Origin of the sequence: Actinoalloteichus hoggarensis (assembly GCF_002234535.1) — a bacterium.
In the GTDB taxonomy this organism is placed as follows: domain Bacteria; phylum Actinomycetota; class Actinomycetes; order Mycobacteriales; family Pseudonocardiaceae; genus Actinoalloteichus_A; species Actinoalloteichus_A hoggarensis.
Window position 1 is genome coordinate 1,834,647 of record NZ_CP022521.1, and the last position, 17,372, is coordinate 1,852,018.

13 protein-coding genes are annotated in these 17,372 nt (G+C 71.0%); 4 read left to right on the forward strand and 9 right to left on the reverse strand.

Features of this window, described 5'->3' with window-relative positions:
* The first annotated feature begins 1,043 nt into the window (after positions 1–1,043).
* Positions 1,044–2,606 carry a PQQ-dependent sugar dehydrogenase gene (locus AHOG_RS08175; protein ID WP_211290552.1) on the forward strand — a complete coding sequence of 521 codons (1,563 nt, stop codon included), beginning with the start codon at positions 1,044–1,046 and terminating at the stop codon, positions 2,604–2,606.
* Here the strand turns inward: AHOG_RS08175 and AHOG_RS08180 are convergent.
* Positions 2,603–3,316 carry a TetR/AcrR family transcriptional regulator gene (locus AHOG_RS08180; protein WP_093940809.1) on the reverse strand — a complete coding sequence of 238 codons (714 nt, stop codon included), beginning with the start codon at positions 3,314–3,316 and terminating at the stop codon, positions 2,603–2,605. The two genes, AHOG_RS08175 and AHOG_RS08180, sit on opposite strands and share 4 nt — an antisense overlap.
* Before the next feature lie 351 nt (positions 3,317–3,667).
* On the opposite strand from AHOG_RS08180, the gene AHOG_RS08185 reads away from it, so the two are divergent.
* The gene (locus AHOG_RS08185; protein WP_093940810.1) at positions 3,668–4,069 is read left to right on the forward strand and encodes an ACT domain-containing protein; all 402 of its coding nucleotides are present in this window, start codon (positions 3,668–3,670) and stop codon (positions 4,067–4,069) included.
* Positions 4,070–4,386: 317 nt separating this feature from the next.
* On the opposite strand, the gene AHOG_RS08190 is transcribed toward AHOG_RS08185, so the two are convergent.
* The 4 genes from AHOG_RS08190 to AHOG_RS08200 all read right to left on the reverse strand — a co-directional run bounded on the left by AHOG_RS08190 (position 4,387) and on the right by AHOG_RS08200 (position 8,616).
* A complete protein-coding gene (locus tag AHOG_RS08190; RefSeq protein WP_093940811.1) occupies positions 4,387–5,268 on the reverse strand; it encodes a GntR family transcriptional regulator in 882 nt (293 codons plus the stop codon).
* A 134-nt stretch (positions 5,269–5,402) separates the two neighbouring features.
* Entirely contained in the window at positions 5,403–6,440 is a 1,038-nt protein-coding gene (gene pdxA / locus AHOG_RS29295) for a 4-hydroxythreonine-4-phosphate dehydrogenase PdxA (RefSeq protein ID WP_211290553.1), read from the reverse strand.
* Entirely contained in the window at positions 6,437–7,621 is a 1,185-nt protein-coding gene (locus AHOG_RS29300; RefSeq protein WP_211290554.1) for a four-carbon acid sugar kinase family protein, read from the reverse strand. Before AHOG_RS29300 ends, pdxA begins: the two co-directional genes overlap by 4 nt.
* Entirely contained in the window at positions 7,618–8,616 is a 999-nt protein-coding gene (locus AHOG_RS08200; RefSeq protein ID WP_093940812.1) for a 2-keto-3-deoxygluconate permease, read from the reverse strand. Before AHOG_RS08200 ends, AHOG_RS29300 begins: the two co-directional genes overlap by 4 nt.
* A 204-nt stretch (positions 8,617–8,820) precedes the next feature.
* Here AHOG_RS08200 and AHOG_RS08205 point away from each other — a divergent pair, with 204 nt between their 5' ends.
* Positions 8,821–10,674 carry a Xaa-Pro dipeptidyl-peptidase gene (locus tag AHOG_RS08205; RefSeq protein ID WP_093940813.1) on the forward strand — a complete coding sequence of 618 codons (1,854 nt, stop codon included), beginning with the start codon at positions 8,821–8,823 and terminating at the stop codon, positions 10,672–10,674.
* Positions 10,675–10,776: 102 nt separating this feature from the next.
* Positions 10,777–11,835 carry a DUF4192 domain-containing protein gene (locus tag AHOG_RS08210; RefSeq protein WP_093940814.1) on the forward strand — a complete coding sequence of 353 codons (1,059 nt, stop codon included), beginning with the start codon at positions 10,777–10,779 and terminating at the stop codon, positions 11,833–11,835.
* 174 nt (positions 11,836–12,009) lie between these two features.
* Here the strand turns inward: AHOG_RS08210 and AHOG_RS08215 are convergent, their stop codons facing one another.
* The 4 genes from AHOG_RS08215 to AHOG_RS08230 form a co-directional block, all read right to left on the reverse strand.
* Complete coding sequence (locus tag AHOG_RS08215; RefSeq protein WP_093940815.1) at positions 12,010–14,085, reverse strand: S9 family peptidase; 2,076 nt, start codon at positions 14,083–14,085, stop codon at positions 12,010–12,012.
* Positions 14,086–14,088: 3 nt separating this feature from the next.
* Positions 14,089–15,051, reverse strand: a complete 963-nt coding sequence (galE, locus tag AHOG_RS08220) for a UDP-glucose 4-epimerase GalE (RefSeq protein ID WP_093940816.1) — start codon at positions 15,049–15,051, stop codon at positions 14,089–14,091.
* A 63-nt stretch (positions 15,052–15,114) separates the two neighbouring features.
* Complete coding sequence (galK, locus tag AHOG_RS08225; RefSeq protein WP_376700041.1) at positions 15,115–16,365, reverse strand: galactokinase; 1,251 nt, start codon at positions 16,363–16,365, stop codon at positions 15,115–15,117.
* On the reverse strand, positions 16,362–17,054 hold the full coding sequence (locus AHOG_RS08230; protein WP_093940817.1) for an iron-dependent transcriptional repressor DtxR: 693 nt from the start codon (positions 17,052–17,054) through the stop codon (positions 16,362–16,364). Before AHOG_RS08230 ends, galK begins: the two co-directional genes overlap by 4 nt.
* Between the last annotated feature and the right edge of the window lie 318 nt (positions 17,055–17,372).

Here is a 17,372-nt window from a genome sequence, read left to right on the forward strand (position 1 = left end):
TCGCCGAGTCCCGCCTACCGCCGATCAGCAATCATGTGGCACGGCGGTTCATCGACCGCCACGGGTGGCGGCGACTGCGGTGAGCGCCTGCGTGCGGCGCCGCCGGCGAAAAAGAACATGCGCGCGGCCGACGGCCTTTGCTATGGTCTGTCCATGCGCTGACAAGCTCACTTCTCGTGGTGTCTCCTCCCACGTACGTTCGCCGGTTCTTCGGTGACGTGAACATTCTCCTGTTCCGGTCGTCGTGCTGTCTCGTGCCGTCGATCGGTTCTCTCACCTCACCTCGCCGTGGCATGTCGTTCTATCGTGACGATTCGACAGTCGGGCGACGGTATTCCGCAGTAGGCCTCGAATCCTCTGGAGGCGATCCGTTATGACCAGAGATGTATCCGATTTCGCGCCGCGTTCGACCGTGGTGGACGACTTCAGCGCCGGCATGTCGATTCCTGTTCCGTTCGCCGAGGCGACGGAGGTGCGGCCCGCCGTATCCGCAGGGCCCAACCGTGCCGAAAGAAGGAACGCGGGTCGACGGAGGAAGGAGCCCTCGGCCGGTCCTGGGTTGGTCGGGCAGCCGCGCATCGCCGCGGTACAACCTCGGCAGTTCGCCCACCGCAGGCGTGGCTGATCGGCCGTCTTCTTCCCGATCGATCGAGCACTTGTCCGCTGAAAGGCGAAGGCGATCGCGTCGGGTGAGGCGCCCGGTGCGAATCGACCGACGCGGTGATTTCGATGACGAGAACACGGTGTCTCGTACATCGGAATGAAGCGATGACGAACAACCGTGCCTTGGCCGCGATACGCGCAGAGCACGGTTCTTCGTCGTGCGTCAGGGCGATCTCGGGCGCTCTCGGGGGCTGTCCGGCCGGCGGGACGCCGAGACCGCCCGCGACCGGGTGTTCGCCGACAGAGACGGTCGCGGACGGTAGCGCTATGCGCGTCGATCACGCTACGTTCCGATTGGTCTGAATCACCTGGACCTGTCCGGTCGGCGGGCGCGCGGCGATCGGCGTGGTCCCCAACCGGCATGTCCGGGAGGAGAGCTGATGTCGAGGAGATCGTTCGCGCATCGGTCCGCCGCCGCCTTCATCGCGGCCGTCATCGCACCACTGACCATGATGGGTTCGGCCTCCGGCGCGGAACCCGTCGACGTCGATTCCGTCGTGCCTGCGACCCCCGCCGCCGAACAACTCGATCGTCTGTCCGTGAGCACCACACAGATCGCCTCCGGGCTGCGACGGCCGACGGCGATCGCCGCTCCGGACGACGGCAGTGAGCGACTGCTGGTCGCCGAGAAGCCCGGCACCGTTCGGGTGTATCACCCCGACACCGGACTGGCGACGTCGCCGTTACTGGATCTGACCGACCGAGTCGACGACTCGTCGAACGAGCGAGGTCTGCTCGGCATCGCCGCCTCGCCCGACTTCGCGGAGACACACACCCTCTACGTCACCTATACGTCACTGCCCGAGGGAGAGGTGACCCTCTCTCGTATCGCTCTGTCGGACGCGGCCCAGGACCCGGTTCCCGCCGACGTCGAGGAGGTGCTGCTGACTCAGCCGCATTCCGAGTTCACCAACCACAACGGCGGCCAGATCGCGTTCGGCCCGGACGGCAATCTCTACTGGAGCCTCGGGGACGGCGGCGGCTCCGGCGACCCGTTGAACGCGGCACAGGACCTCACGACGCTGCTCGGCAAGATCGTGCGCATCGACGTGAGCGCGAGCTGCACGGACGCCTACTGCATCCCCGCCGACAACCCGTTCGTCTCCGACGCCCAGGCCCGCCCGGAGATCTGGGCCTACGGCCTGCGCAACGCCTGGCGCTTCTCCTTCGACGACGAGGACGGATCGCTCTGGATCGCCGACGTCGGACAGGGCACGCAGGAGGAGGTCAACCGCCTGGCCGCCGATCAGGGCGGTGCGAATCTCGGTTGGCCCTGCCTGGAGGGCACGTCGGTCTTCGACGAGGCGCGGTGCGACTCCGAGGCGGAGTACGTCGACCCGGTGTTCACCTATGCCACGTCCGTGGAGGGCTGCGCGGTGGTGGGCGGACACGTCTATCGAGGCGCCGAGTTCGCCGACGCGGCGGCGGGCGTCTACGTGATGACCGACTACTGCACCGCGACGGGCTGGGGCCTGGACACGACCGACGACGCGCATCCCAGCGCGGTCATCGGCGAGTTTCCCATCCAGACCAGCACCTTCGGCGAGGGGGCCGACGGCGAGTTGTACGTGGCCAACGACCTTCCGGGCCAGCTGCACGCCGTCTCGTTCGAGCTCGCACCACCCGCGGTCGGCTGCTCGGTCGACTATCAGGTGCGTAGTCATTGGGGCACCGGATACATCGGCGCGGTCACCGTGGTCAACGAGGGCACCGAGCCGGTCTCCGACTGGTCCCTCACCTGGACGGCGCCTGCCGGCCAGACGATCACGTCCGCGTGGAGCGCCGTCGTCTCACAGACGGGCGACCTGGTCACGGCCGTCGGCGCCGCGTGGAACTCGTCGATCGCACCGGGTGGTTCGGTGAGCTTCGAGTTCCTCGGAACGCATGGCGGCACCGTCGCCGTGCCCGGCCAGTTCGCCTTGAACGGGAGCACCTGCCGCTAGTCGTCGGCGGGGTGTCCTGGTCTCACAGGTGTTCGCGGGGCCGGAGCGGCCTCGCCGTCGGGCTCGGACGTTCCGTCGGTCTCCGGCGGGGCGTCCGAGCCGTGGCGGCGCAGTATCCCCGCCTGCGCCGCCACGAGCACCATCGACGCCGACTGTTCGGCGAGACGGGCGTCGACGGGCTCTCGCGTGATGAAGAGCCGGTGGTAGAGCGGCGCCACCACCATGCGGGCCACGGCACCCGGATCGGTGTCTGCCGGAATCTCGCCTCGTGCGATGGCACGAGTGATCACCGGCTCGCAGCGGGCGTGTCGGTCGGCGAAGAAGTCGCGCAGGGCGGCCGCCGCACGCTCGGAGTGAAACGAGGCGTAGACGAAGGCGTTCGGCGCCGCCGCACGAGTGGGCTCCTCGAAGTAGTCCCGGACCTCGACGGCCAGCGCCGTCAGGTCTCCGGCGAGGGACCCGGTGTCGGGCGGCTGCCAGTCGTCCTCGCGCGCCAGGGCGAGGACGTCGATGACCAGGCCGTCCACTCCACCCCAGCGCCGGTACACGGTCGTCTTGTGCACCCCGGAGCGCTCGGCGACGTTGTCGACGGTGAGGCCTTGATAGCCGTGAGCCGCCAGTTCCGCCAGTGTGGCGTCGCGGACGGCACGCCGGGTACGGGCGGTGCGTCCGCCGGGGCGGACGGTGCCGGAGGCACGCTCAGGCTGCATGGGGGCTCCAGTCGCTTTGACTCGGCGGCGGACGACCAGGTCAGGCTAACGCGACGTGGATCGCGTTAACCGGCGATCCTCGAAGGCGAGCGCCAGGATCCTCGATGTGCGCACGTCGAAGTCCGTGCGGGCGCGAGCGCGACGCAAGATCGCCGAACCGGCGTCGTGCGCCACGCAGCGCCCCTCTCCGGATGGCTCCGTGACCGGCGGTGTCCGTCGCCCGCGCCGTCGGGCGGAACGGCTCTTGCTGCTCCTCGTCCGGCGGTATGAGGGCGGGCGCCGTCGCGGGTGGTCGCGCGGCGCGTCCACCCGGTCGCCGTCGGTGATCGATGGGCTTGGGATCATCACGGTATGGAACTGGATGTCCTGGCAGGCGAGTACGCGATATGCAGGCTCGACGCCGCGGAGGCGCTGCCCGACTGGCTCGGCCCGCGGGACGGCTCTCGACTGTGCTCCGTCACGTGGGCGGGCACCGAGCTGTCCGTGGTGTGTCCGGTCGAACAGGTTCCCGTCGGAGCGGACGGCCCGGATGTCCGGGTGACGGCGGGCTGGTTGGCGCTGCGGGTGCGGGGTCCACTCGACTTCAGCCTCATCGGGGTGCTCGCCTCGCTGGTGGAGCCGTTGCGGGAGGCCGGGGTCAGTGTGCTCTCGGTGTCGACCTTCGAGACCGATTACCTGTTGGTGCCCGCCGCGGACCGGCTCATCGCCCTCACGGCACTGCGGGAGGGCGGCCACAGCGTCGCCGAGGGCTGACATGGCTTCGGCAGGCGCGATGTGGGGGCGGCCGTCCGGCACTCGATCGGGTCGACGTCGACCCGCGAGCGGCCCGCCGGGTCGGGATGGCGTCGACGGGGCCGCGGCGGCGAGTCGGCTCTCCGAGGCCGTTGCGCGATGCGTCCGCCGACGGCCGGACCGGACGAACTCGCGGCCGGGCCGTCGGACGACGCCTGCCGTCGGGATCATCCGATTCGAGCACGGCGGCCTCAGCGCGGTACCACGCGCGTCGGCCGGCCCCTCGGCACGCAGGTCGGACTCGCCCCGACACGACGCCGGTCGGGGCCGGGTTGCGCTCAACGCCGATCGGTGCCGCCGCTCGCCAACGTGTCCAGCTCCGCACGAAGTCGGTCTACCAGGTCCCGCGCACGGTCGAGCGCGGGGGAGGAGGACGGGACGGGAGTGGGAGCGGCGGGCAGCAGATCCGGCGCGGGAGTCAGCCGGAGCCGTTCATCCTGCTCGCTGAGCTCCACTTCGAAGGCGACCCGGTCGGCGCGATGCCAGGTGGCGAACCATTCCAGCGGCCTGCCGAGTTGATCGGCTCCGCCGCCTTCCAGCAGCAACAGCGGCGCGCCCTCCGGCAGCGCGAGCGCCTCCGCCAGCCGGGCGTCGGCGGGGACGGCGCGGACCTGTCGGCGCCCGCTGACCGGACGGATGCCCAGCGTCGTCTCCAGGACGTGATGCAGCGAGGCATCGGTCAGCATCTCCTCGGTCAGGCCGGGTACTCGCGCCGACGGGAGCCAGGTACGCACATAGGCGACGGGCTCGGCGCCCACCGAGCGCAGCCGTTCGAGCCGCAACGTATCGGTGGTTCCCAGGTACTCGGCGACCTGTGGTGGCGGATCGGCTGGAACGAGATGGACGACGCTGGTGCTCAGCGTCAGGCCGCTCCGGGAGAACTGCTCGAAGAGTCCCGTCGCCCGTTGCACGAGCCTGCGGTGCTCCTGGGGTGAGGCCACCACCGGAGCCCGTCCCTGTTCCCGGCGGACCAGTCCTTCGCTGACGAGCGCCGCGAGGGCCTGCCGGACGACGCTGCGGGCCACCCCGAACCGGTCACGCAGGGTCGCCTCGCTGGGCAGCGTCGCGCCGGGCGGCATCTCGTGGTCGCGGATCTCCGAGCGCAGCACGGCGGCCACCTGTGCGTGCAACGGCTGCGGTGCAGTGCGGTCCACAGGCATGCCGGTGAGTTTAGGAGCCTGGGGCCGAGCCGCTCCTCCCCCTCGGAAGGGGGCGGCGTCCATCGTGGCCGCTTCCCCGTCCACCTCAGCCACGCCACGCCCCGATCGCGCCGGCTTCACCCGCCGACCTGCGGCTATGAGGCCGTGTCCGCATGTGCCGCACTCCGCCGAACATGGCCCCAGCCGGGAGCGAGTTCGGCTGCCCGGCGCAGCGCCAGCACCAGGCTGGCCTCCCTGGCCTGGCCGGTGCCCGCGATGTCGAACGCCGTGCCGTGATCCACGGAGACCCGCACGACCGGCAGACCGACGGTGATGTTGACCCCGTCGTCGCCGTAGACCGCCTTGAACGGCGCGTGTCCTTGATCGTGGTAGCAGACGGCGACGAGTCGCCACTTTCCTCGGACGGCCGCCGGGAGCAGCGCGTCCGCCGGGAGGGGGCCCACCGCGTTGATCCCCTCGGCGGCGACCTCGGCGATGGCCGGTGCGAGCACGTCGGCGTCCTCGTCGCCGAACAGCCGATCCTCGCCCGCGTGCGGGTTGAGTCCCGCGACGCCGATCGGCTCCGCGGGCCTGCCCGACGCCGCTCCGAAGGAGCTCGCCAGCCGCAGCACGGAGGCCACTCGTTCCCTGGTCACGCCCTCGATGGCATCGCGCAACGAGACGTGGGTGGTGAAGTGGAAGACGAACAGCTCTCCCGCCGAGAGGACGAGGCTGAAGTCTCGTACTCCGAACTCGTGGGCCAGCAGTTCGGTGTGGCCGGGCCAGCGGTGTCCCGCGGTGTGCATCGCCGCCTTGTTCAACGGTGCGGTGACGATGCCGTCGACCTCGCCCGCCCGCGCCAGCGCGCAGGCGGCCTGGACGAAGCGGACCGCGCCGTCGCCAGCCTTGGGATGGACGGCACCGGGCGGCACGTCCGCGAGCGAGTCCCCGACCTGGATCAGCTCGATGGTCCCCGGCTCGTTGCGTGCCTGCCGGGGTGACTCGATCAGCCTGACCTTCGAAGGGTCGCCGCCCGCGGCCCGAACTCCTGATCGCATGGCATCGGCGTCTCCGATGACCACCGGGACGCAGACGGCGCGGAGGTCGGCATGGCCGAGAAGCGCCTTGGCGGTGATCTCCGGGCCGATGCCCGCCACGTCGCCGATGGTGAGTGCGAGAACGGGGCTCGTCACTTCGGGCTCCTTCCTCGAGTGACCGCCTCGACGGCCGACGACAGCACATCCTCGTCGCCGAACCCGCCCGCCTTCGTCACCACGGACAGGCCCTCGGCCCGACCGCCGAGGATGGTGCCTCGCGGCACGCCGGGGACCACCTCGTCCAACAGCCGGAGCCCGGTGGCGCCGAGCACGTCGAGCACGGCGCGGGCGCCGTCGCCGCCGGTGAGCACGAGCCCGCCGACGGGATGACGGTCGATCACCTCGGCCGTGAGTTCGGCGAGGCGGCTCGCGATGATCGTCGCGTCCGTTCCCCCGCCCACGTCGTCCGGGCTGATCAGCAGCGTCGGGGCGTCCGTCGTGGGGGCGGTCGCGAGGAACCGTTCGCACCAGTGTCGCCACCGGTCGGCGTCGGCGATCACCTCGGCGGACGGTTGGAACGCTCGGCCGGGGTGATCCGTCGCGAGCCGGGCCGTCTGCCCGCGGGTGGCAGGGTGCAGTGAGGTGACGACGACCAGGGCGGCGCCCTGTGTCGGGCGCTTCCACACCCGGGCCAGGTGTCTGCCCAGACCCGCCGAGCCCACCGGTACCACCGTCGGCCCGAGCCGTTCGACAGCGGCGGCCAGCAGCGCCAGGTCGTCCTCGGTCTCGGCGTCGACGACCACGAGCGGTCCCGCCGTGCGCAGCCGCTCCGCGGCGGCCACGGGGTCGGCGAGCCCGGTCAGGCTGACGCCGACGCCGCCGAAGAGCCGGGGGAGCAGGCTGTCGCGGACCGAGGTCACCGGGTCCGACCCCGCCGCGGTCTCGGCCACCGGCACGCCGTCGACCAGCAGGGTGCCCGCTCGTACGACGCGGCCTGCCGCGGGAAAGGCCGGGCACACCACCGCCAGCGCGTCGTGGCCCCATGCGGCGATCGCCGCCGCCGTCTCCTCGGCGACGGGGCCGCGGACGGTCGAGTCGACTTTCTTGTACAGGTGCTCGACGCCCGCCTTCCGGAGCCGGGTTACCGCGTCCGTGACCAGTCTGGCGGCCTCGGCGGGCGGGAGGTGGCGGGAGTCGGTGGTCACCGCGATCACCTCGGAGTCGGTGTTCGCCTGCCGGAACTGTAGTTCGGTGTCCCAGCCTGCTCGGGCGAACTGCACGGCGGTGTCGTTCGCCCCGGTGAGGTCGTCGGCGATGATGGCGATCCTGGCGCTCATGCGGGGGACTCCGTTTCGGGCAGGGTCTGCTGAAGTGCTCCGTTGCGCCGGAGGACCCAGGAGGCGAACAGCGGGGCGGTGATGGCGGTGATCAACACGCAGGTCGCCACCTGCGCGGTCGCGGTCCCGACGAACTCGGCGAAGCGCGGGTCCGCGGCGGCGACCACCGCCGGAGTGGCGATCGCGTTGCCCGCGGTCGTGCCCGCCGCGAAGCCGAGGCCGCTCCGGCTGCCCCTGCGTAGGAGGAATCGATAGCCGAGGTAGACCAGTCCGCCGGTGATCGGCGTGACGAGGAGACCGAGGACCAGGCCGCTGAGGCCGCCGCTGACGATCGAGCCGAGGTCGATGGCGGTCCCGAGGGCGAAGGCGAAGAAGGGGATGACGATGTTGGGCACGGGGCGCAGGACCTCGCGCCACTGCGCGTCCAGATTGCCGACGATCACGCCGAGGACGAAGGGCACCAGCGCCGCGACGAGGGCGACGACGGGGATGTCGCCGAGCCCCGACGCGCCGAGGAACAGCAGGGTGAGGAAGGGACCGTCGTTGATCGCGCTGGCCATGTAGGCGCCGCGATCGCGCTCGTCGCCGTACTGCCCGGAGAAGGCCAGCCACAGTCCGCCGTTGCTGTTGTCCAGCGCGGCCAGCAGGGCGAGGATCGAGACGCCGAGGACGCCCTCGATGCCGACGAGACCGCCGAGTGTCACCACGAGCAGTGCGGGGATCAGGCTCTTCGTGAGCAGAAGTGTGCCCGCCGTGGCCAGGACGGGGCCGCCGGTGCGGCCGGTGACCTGCGTGCCGGTGACGAAGATCAGCAGTGCGATGAGCGGCATCGCGCTGTCCTTGAACAGCGCCGTGGTGAACCCGCCGATCTCCAGGGCGCCGGGTGCGAAGGTGCCCAGCAGTGAACCGAGGACCAGCGGAATCAGCATCAGCCCGCCGGGGATGCGGGTCATGGTCCCGAACAGGGGGACCACGGAGCGAAGTCGCTCGCTCATGGTCGTCCTTCCGACACGTCGGTGACGTGGCTGGTCCTCTCGCAGCGCAGCAACGTCGGTACGTACAAGTGGTACGGACAATGTGCCACAGGTCGGCTGATCAGGGAAGCACGACCTCGTCGACCGCGCCGCTTGACACCGATCCCACCTCCGGCAAGGGTGATCACAGTCCGTTCGGTGTCCGAATCTGCACGGGGAGTTGCCTTGCGACGTGCCCGAGGTGTCCTGCTCGCCGCCGCCCTCACGCTGCCCGTCCTCGCGGTCCCCGCGTTGGCCGCGCCCGCGCTCGGCGAACAGGATCACGACGTGACCGCCACGCCCTCGCTGGACTTCGAGGGCGGCGCGTCTCAGCCGGTACTCGATCCGACCGCGGTGATTCGCGAAAGCCTGTACGTCCAGGCTCCCGTGGACAGCGACGGCGACGGTCGCGATGACGAGGTCTACGTCGAGGTCGTGCGTCCAGACGTCACCGAAGACGGGCTCCGCCTGCCGGTCGTCTACTTCGTGAGTCCCTACTTCTCGGGCGGCAACCCGCTGGAGTTCCACGACGTCGACGTCGAACTGCATGTGCCGGGGCAGCCCGCGGTCACCGCGGCGGCCACCTCGGCCGCGCGTGACGCAGCGGCCGGGCAGACCGCCGCGCGGCCCGCGATCACCTCGGCGTACGAGTCGTTCCTCCTCGCCAGGGGATACGCGGTCGTCTACGCGGAGTCGCTGGGCACCGGGCTGTCGACCGGCTGCCCCACCACCGGCGGCGAGAACGAGACCATCGGGGCCCGCTCGGTGGTCGACTGGCTCAACGGCCGCGCCCCGGGCCGGGACGCCGCGGGCGAGCCGGTCGACGCCGGATGGACTACGGGACACGTCGGGATGATGGGCGTCTCCTACAACGGCACCCTCCCCAACGCCGTGGCGGCGACGGGCGTCGAGGGCTTGGAGGTCGTCGTCCCCATCGGGGCCATCTCCAGCTGGTACGACTACTACCGTGCCGACGGCGCCGTAGTCGCGCCCGGCGGATACCAGGGGGAAGACGCCGACGTCCTCGCCGAGTACGTCCACACCAGGGCCGACCGCGAGGTCTGCGCCCCCGTCATCGACGCGCTGACCGAGCAGCAGGACCGGGTCACCGGCGACTACAACCGGTTCTGGGATGAGCGCAACTACCTGAACGACGCCGACCGGGTGCAGGCCGCCGTCCTGGCCGTGCACGGGCTGGCCGACTGGAACGTCAAGACCGGGCAGGTGGCCCAGTGGTACGACGCCTTGGCCCAGCACGACGTGCCCCGCGCCATCTGGCTGCACCAGGCAGGCCATGTAGACCCACTGTCGGTCCGGCGCGAGGAATGGCTCGACACGCTCAACAGGTGGTTCACCAACTACCTGCATCGTGTGGACAACGGCGTGGCGCAGGAGCCGAGGGCCACGGTCCAGCGTGAGGACGGTTCCTGGACCGTCGAGGCCGACTGGCCTGCCCCCGGAACCTCGGACGCCTCGTTGTGGCCGTGGCCCGGCGGTGCGGCCGAAGGCGCCCTCGACCCGTCCTACGCGGTGCCCGGCAGCGCGACCGTCGAGCGGTTCTTCGACGACGCCACCAAGTCGGCGCAGTCCCTCGTCGACTCCCCGCGGTCCGGGAACCGGCTGGCGTACTACACGCCCCCCGCCACCGAGGACGTACGCCTGAGCGGCACACCCCGGGTCGACTTCGCCGTCTCCTTCACCCGTCCGGCCGCGAACCTCTCGGCGTTGCTGGTGGACCGTGCGCCCGACGGCGACACCCGGATCATCACCCGTGGTTGGACGGATCCGCAGAACCGGGACGCCGTCGACCGGACGAGCCCGATCGTGCCCGGCGAGACCTATCGGGTCGAACTGGCGATGCAGGCGCAGGATTACGTGCTGCCCGCCGGACACGAGCTGGGTCTCGTGCTGCTCTCCAGCGATCGTGACTTCACCCTGCGGCCCGCGCCCGGCGCGGGGCTGGCGGTCGAGCTGGGGCGGACCCGCCTGATCCTGCCCACGGTCGGCGGGCGTAGCACACTGACCCAGGCCTTCGGTTGATGATCACCCGTTCGGGAGCCGGGTTGTCCACATAGTCGAGTTGTCCACAGGGGAGCCGTCGACGACGGGCGCCGGGCAGAGCTGATCACGCATGGTCATGCCATGACCACGCCGCTGACGTCCTGTGTCCGTCTCCACGATCCCGGGGAGCTGATCGCCGCCGTACCACATCTGCTGGGCTTCCACCCCGCTGATTCGCTGGTGTTGATCACCCTCTGCGGCGGCGACCGTTCGCGCGTCGGCGTGAGCATCCGGCTCGACCTTCCCGGCCCCGACGAGTACGACGCCGTCCAGCAGACCCTGCTGGCTCCGGTCCGGACCCAGCCGACCACGGGGGTGCTCCTCGTCGTGGTCGGCGGCGGCAGCCACCATCGAGTCGACGGGCCGCCGCACCGAGCGCTGGTCGAGGCGGTGGAGCGGGCGCTGGCCGACGCGGGCATGCCGTGCCTGCACTCCGTCTGGACTCCCGACACCTCGACGGACAGCCGGTGGGTCTGCTACACCGAGGCCGACTGCACCGGCAGGCTGCCCGACCCGGCCGCCACCGCTCTGGCGGCCGCGAGCGCGGCCGCGGGCCTGGTCACCTTCGCCGACCGCACCGAGCTGGCAGGACTGCTCGACCCCGACGACGAGACGACCCTGCTCCGCCGTGCCGAGCTGATCACCGAAGCCGCCGAGGCGGGCGACCTGGATCGCACGCTGGGCGGTGCGGCGGCCGCACGCCGCGACCTCGCCGCGCTGCATCGGGCGCTGGAGGCGGCAGAGCGGGGCAGGCTGCTCGTCGACGACGAACTCGTCGTGCGGCTGGCCTTCTCACTCACCGATCGCCGAGTCCGCGACGCCTGCATGCGCTGGTGTGACGGCCCTCGTGCCGCCGCGGCGGAAGGCCTGTGGCTGGCCCTCACCAAGGCCACGCCCGCCCCGGCGCGGGCCGAGCCCGCGGCCCTTCTCGCGTTGTCGGCCTACCTGCGCGGTGACGGGGCGCTGGCGAGCCTCGCGCTGTCCGAGGCGAGAGCCGCCGACTCGGACCACGCGCTCGCTCGACTGCTCGACGAACTGCTTCAGTCCGGCGTCCCGCCGAGGAGACTCGCGGTGGTGATCGCGACCAACGCCGAAGAGGCCCTGCTCGCCATCGAGTCCGAGGATCAGGACGCCTGGTGACCGAACGCGGTGCCGCCCGGCTCCACCGACTTCCCCAGCCCGAGGCCGAACTCAAGGAGGTCGCCATGGACGTCATGACGGAGTACGCCCGCAGGCTCGCGGCATGCCTGACCACCGTTGTCGCCGCCCTCGTCAACCGCATGCGGCGCCTGTGTCGAGAGCGGCGACAGCGGATCAGAGCAGCTCGGGCCGCCGCCAGTCCTCACCGAGCACTCGTTCGGCGAGGAACGCGAACACCGTCTCGTACCAGATCTTGGCGTTGCCGGGCGTCAGAACCCAATGGTTCTCGGTGGGGAAGTACAGGAACCGGGCGGGTACGCCGTGCCGAGCGAGATCGTGGTACAGCCGCAGCGCCTCGCCGATCGGCACGCGGTAGTCACGGTCACCGTGGATCACCAGCATCGGTGTGCGGATGTCGGCTACCCGAAGGTGTGGCGAGTTCGACGCCACCACGTCCGGCTCGGTCAGCGGGTCGCCCAGCGCACGTTGCCAGAAGTAACCGTTGTCGGTCGTCCCGGAGAACTGATCGATGTTCCACAACGATGCGTGGGTCACCACGGCATCGAATCGATCGGTGCTGGTGGCGATCCAGTTGGCCATGTATCCCCCGAAGGAGCCGCCCATCGCCGCCGTGCGGCGCTCGTCGAGGTCCGCCCGCTCCAGCGCCGTGTCGGTGATCGCCATCAGATCGGTGTACGGAGCCGCGCCCCACCGTCGCCAGCCCACCCGGATGAAGTCCTGGCCGTATCCCGTGGACAGCGCGGGGTCCGGGAGCAGCACCGCGTAGCCGCGTGCGGTGGCGGTCCACGGACTCCAACGCCACGTCCAGCTGTTCCAGCTCATCATCGGCCCGCCATGCACCCACAGCAGCAGGGGAGCAGGGTTCGCCGCGTCGGCCCCGGCGGGCAGCGCCAGCCAGGCCCGTACGGTGCGGCCGTCGTCGACGGTGGTCTCGATCTCGGTGAGCGTTCCGGGAAGCGTGGCCACCGTGCCAGGGGCGGGCAGCCTCACCGGGTCCTGATCGGTGCGGGTGGTGTCGATCCGCACCGGCTGTGCCGGGTGGTCGATCGAGGAGCGCAGCGCGAACAGCACGTCGGGCTCGGCACCCGGCTGGAGGTCGGAGTACACCCCCTCACCGGTGAGGCGGTCGAGTCGGCCGTCCGTCAGATCGAGACGGAACACCGGCGTCCGTCCGCCTACGTTGGCGACCAGGAACAGGCTGCCGCCATCGCGAGCGGGCGTCACGTCCGCGGGCCAGAACGGGAAGTCGGGCAGCAGGTCGGTCAGCTCGCCCGTGGCGAGATCGGCGCGGACGAGGGTCACATCCGGCGGTTCGTCGGCCGTGGCCTCCGACTGGCGCAGGCAGAAGAGGAAGGACGAGTCGGCGGCGAAGGCGGCGGGACGAAGGGACGAGTCCGCCGCCTCGAAGAACGCTCTCCTCTCCCCGGTGTTCGCGTCGAGAACCACGACGGCCATGCGGCCGCCCTCCTGCGGGGACACCTCGACGCGGAGCGTGTGAGCGACGAAGGCCCCGTCCGGGCTGATCGCCAGGGGCAGTCCGACCTGGCCGGTGGCCTCGGGCGTCAGGTCGAGCGGGTCGACGAGTCGACCGGCGTCGGCGTCGAGGGCCTCGGCGGCGAGTAGGCGGGTGTGCGCCGGACCGAGGTCGTGATCCCAGAATCGCACCGGATACGACTCGTGCAGGATCGCCGTGACACCGGCCTTCTCTCGTGCCGTGCGCTTCTCCGCGTCGGCCGCGCCGAAGTCGACGAAGGGCAGCGTCGCGGCCGCGACGACGACCCGGCCGGTGTCCGCCGAGACCTGGACGTCCTGAACACCGCCGGGAGGGGCGAAGACCTGCCGGGCCTCGCCGGTGGGCGGCAGCAGCCACAGCGCGGCGGCCCCGGACGTGTCCTTCGCCGAGGCTGCCGTCTCCTGATCGCGGCGGGAGGAGACGAACAGCAGCGAGCCGTCCGGGCACAGCAGCGGGCTCGACTCGCTCGCGGCCGACCTGGTCAGCCTGCGAGCGGGCCGCCTGCCTTCAGGGTCGAGTTCCCAGAGCGCGCCCTGCCAGGTCTTGCCGTCCTCGGCCAGTTCCGTGACCACGGTGACCAGTCGATCGCCGGTCGGCGACACGGTCAGCGAACTCAGCCGGGGGACGGCGACGAAGCGGTCGAGATCGAGGAACGTCTCCGCCGAGTCGTCGGCGTTGTGATCTCCTGAATGGTCCGCGGAGGTCGGAGTCGTCATGGGTCAGCCTCCCAGTCGGCTCTGGGTGAAGCGCCAGGCGTCGGCGACGATGGTGTCCAGGTCGGGACGCTCCGGCTTCCAGCCGAGTTCGGTGCGGGCCCGGTCCGCGGCCGCCACCAGGGTCGCGGGATCACCGGCCCGGCGGGGCGCGAGCTCGGCCGGGATGGCGTGTCCGGTGACGCGCCTGCAGGCGTCGATGACCTCCTTGACGGAGAAGCCGGTGCCGTTGCCGAGGTTGTAGATCCGGTGCAGGCCCGCCGTGGCGTGCCGCAGCGCGAGCAGGTGAGCATCTGCCAGATCGGTCACATGGATGTAGTCCCGGACGCAGGTGCCGTCCTCGGTCGGCCAGTCGTCGCCGTAGATCGACACCTGGGCGCGTAAACCCGACGCCACCTGAAGCACCAGCGGAATGAGGTGTGTCTCGGTGGCGTGGCGCTCGCCGAACCGGTCGTGGGCGCCCGCGACGTTGAAGTACCGGAGGCTCACCGCCGCGAGGCCGTGTGCGTCGGCGTAGGAGGTGATGGCGTGGTCGATCGCGAGCTTGGTGGCACCGTATGTGTTGGTGGGCCGGGTGGGCGCGGACTCGGGGATCGGCACCTGCTCGGGCTCGCCGTAGGTCGCCGCGGTGGAGGAGAAGACCAGGCGGGGGACACCGTGCCGGTGCACGGCCGCGAGCAGTCGCAGCGAGGTCACCACGTTGCCGTCCCAGTACTTCGCCGGATCGGTCATGGATTCGCCGACCAGCGACTTCGCCGCGAAGTGCAGGACGCCCTCCACCCCGTCGGCCAGCAGGTCGTCGGCAGCGTCCGCCAGGTCGGCCTGGACGAACGTGGCGCCCTCGGGAACGGCGTCGGCGTGGCCGGTCGACAGATCGTCGACCACCACGACCTCATGGCCCTCTTCGACCAGCCGAGCCGCGCAGACACTGCCTACGTATCCGGCTCCACCTGTCACCAGCAGCTTCACGTTCTCCAGCCTTCCCTTGACGCCGCGCGGGGGAGCGCTCGATCGAGGCGGCCGGCCGGGGGATCAGTCCGTTGACGGCTCCTCGCGGCCTGCTCCCGCGGAGGGCAGCGCCATGAAGAACCGAGGGTGTGCCAGCCCACGCTCGTCGAACGCGGCGATGATCGACTCTTCGATCTCCGCCTGTGCCGCAGACCGTATAAGGGCGATCGCCGACCCCCCGAACCCGCCTCCGGTCATCCGTGCGCCGAGGGCCCCCGCCGCCAGCGCCGCGTCGACGACGAGGTCGAGCTCGGTGCTGGAGACTCGGTAGTCGTCCCGAAGGCTCTCATGGGAGGCGGTGAGCAGCGGGCCGATCGTGTCGAGCCTGCCCGCCCTCAACGACTCCACCACCGACTCGACCCTGGCGTTCTCCGTCACCACATGGCGGAGCAGCGGCCGAAGCTCCTCGGGCAGGCGCGCCGTCGCGGCGTCGAGCCCGTCCCGCGTGACCTCCCGCAGCGACCCCACCCGCAGGGCCTCGGCGGCCGCGACGCAGCCGCGCCGTCGTTCCCCGTACCCCGACTCGGAGTGCGCGTGCCGTGTCCGGGTGTCGATGACGAGCAGCCGCAGGCCGTGCGCCGCGGTGTCGAAGGGGACCTGGATCTGCTCGCCGGACCGGACGTCCAGAAACAGGACGTGCGCCGCCGTGCAGCACAGCGACGCCGTCTGGTCGAGAACGCCGGTCGGCGCGCCGACGAAGTCGTTCTCGGCGCGCTGGGCCCACCGCGCGATCAGAGTGAGGTCCGGACGTTCCGCTTCGCCCGCCGCGTCCACCGGCCTGCCCGCGAGGTCCAGCAGGCTCAGCGCCGTGGCGCACTCCAACGCCGCGGAGGAGGACAGGCCCGCTCCGGTCGGGACGTCGCCGCAGATCACCAGGTCGGCGCCGCCGAGCGGGACACCCTCTTCGCGCAGCACCCAGGCGACTCCGGCGGGATACGCCGCCCAACCGGTGACCTGCCCGGGTGCCAGCTCGTCGACACGCACCGGTTCGGCGACCTGGGGCCTGCCGTCGCTTCCGACGGTCGTGAGGTTCAACAGTCCGTCGTCGCGAGCCGAGGCCGCGACGACGGTGCGATGCGGCAGCGCGAACGGCAGCACGAAGCCGTCGTTGTAATCGGTGTGCTCACCGATCAGATTGACCCGGCCGGGTGCCCCCCAGCAGACGTCGGGGGCTCGACCGTATCGGGCCTGGAAGGCCGCGACGGCGCGCTGTGCCGCGACCGCCGAGTCGGCGGACGCGGTGGACGGCTCTTCGATGTGGATGTCGGTGCTCACAGGGCGCGCACCAGCACGGCGTGCGCGATGTTGGCCGCGAGCTGCGCGCTTCCGCCGGGCCCGGTCACCTTGATCTCGCTGGACCCGTCCGCTGAGGAGACGGTGACCACCCGGTCGGGCATGACACCGGCCTCCTTGAGGTGCGCCATCAGGTCGGGATCGAGTTGCACGTACTCGGCGATCCGGCAGACCTGTGCCTGACCGCCGCCCCGGCGAGCGATCTCGTCGAGCCGCAGCAGGTCGGTCTCCATCGGGGGTGCGGGCTCACCGACGCCGAGCTTGTCCAAGCCGGGGATCGGATTGCCGTACGGGGAGGTGGTGGGGTTGCCCAGCAGCGTGACGAGCTTGCGTTCGACGGCCTCGCTCATCACGTGTTCCCAGCGGCACGCCTCGCTGTGCACGTGCTCCCATTCCAGACCGATGACGTCGACGAGCAGCCGTTCGGCCAGGCGATGCTTGCGCATCACCGCCTCGGCGCGTTCCCGCCCGGCGCTGGTCAGCTCGAGATGGCGGTCCTCGGCCACGATGAGCAGCCCGTCCCGTTCCATTCTGGCGACCGTCTGGCTGACGGTGGGGCCGCTCTGACCCAGTCGCTCCGCGATGCGGGCGCGCAGTGGGATCACGCCCTCCTCGCCGAGGTCGTAGATCGTGCGCAGGTACATCTCGGTGGTGTCGATGAGCTCGTTCACGCCGGCTCCCCTGTTGAAAGTCTTAGAGCTTGTGGCAGTAGTGGGCAGGTCGCAGAAGTCGGTCTTGTCGTAAGAGAATGGAGGTCACGCCGCCAGGAGGGGCCGCGAGCAGCCCGACACCTCGGCACGCGAGCGGTGGGGCCGCGCTACCGGCTACCACGACATCCTAAAGCCTGCCGTTGTTCCTCGTTCTCACGTCATGTGACGGATTCGACGGCCGCCGACGTCCCGGCCGCGCCCTCTCGTCCCTTCTCGTGTTCGGCGTCTCCGTCACCCCGCGCCGCCCGCCTCGCGTACGTCGTCGCCGACGATGCGGTG

Bases quoted from the DNA above. Each gene is read 5' to 3' on its own strand.
- AHOG_RS29300 (WP_211290554.1), bottom strand. From the start codon at position 7,621: ATGAGCGCCAGGATCGCCATCATCGCCGACGACCTCACCGGGGCGAAC.
- AHOG_RS08210 (WP_093940814.1), top strand. From the start codon at position 10,777: ATGACCACGCCGCTGACGTCCTGTGTCCGTCTCCACGATCCCGGGGAG.
- AHOG_RS08185 (WP_093940810.1), top strand. From the start codon at position 3,668: ATGGAACTGGATGTCCTGGCAGGCGAGTACGCGATATGCAGGCTCGAC.
- AHOG_RS08200 (WP_093940812.1), bottom strand. From the start codon at position 8,616: ATGAGCGAGCGACTTCGCTCCGTGGTCCCCCTGTTCGGGACCATGACC.
- AHOG_RS08215 (WP_093940815.1), bottom strand. From the start codon at position 14,085: ATGACGACTCCGACCTCCGCGGACCATTCAGGAGATCACAACGCCGAC.
- AHOG_RS08180 (WP_093940809.1), bottom strand. From the start codon at position 3,316: ATGCAGCCTGAGCGTGCCTCCGGCACCGTCCGCCCCGGCGGACGCACC.
- AHOG_RS08190 (WP_093940811.1), bottom strand. From the start codon at position 5,268: ATGCCTGTGGACCGCACTGCACCGCAGCCGTTGCACGCACAGGTGGCC.
- AHOG_RS08175 (WP_211290552.1), top strand. From the start codon at position 1,044: ATGTCGAGGAGATCGTTCGCGCATCGGTCCGCCGCCGCCTTCATCGCG.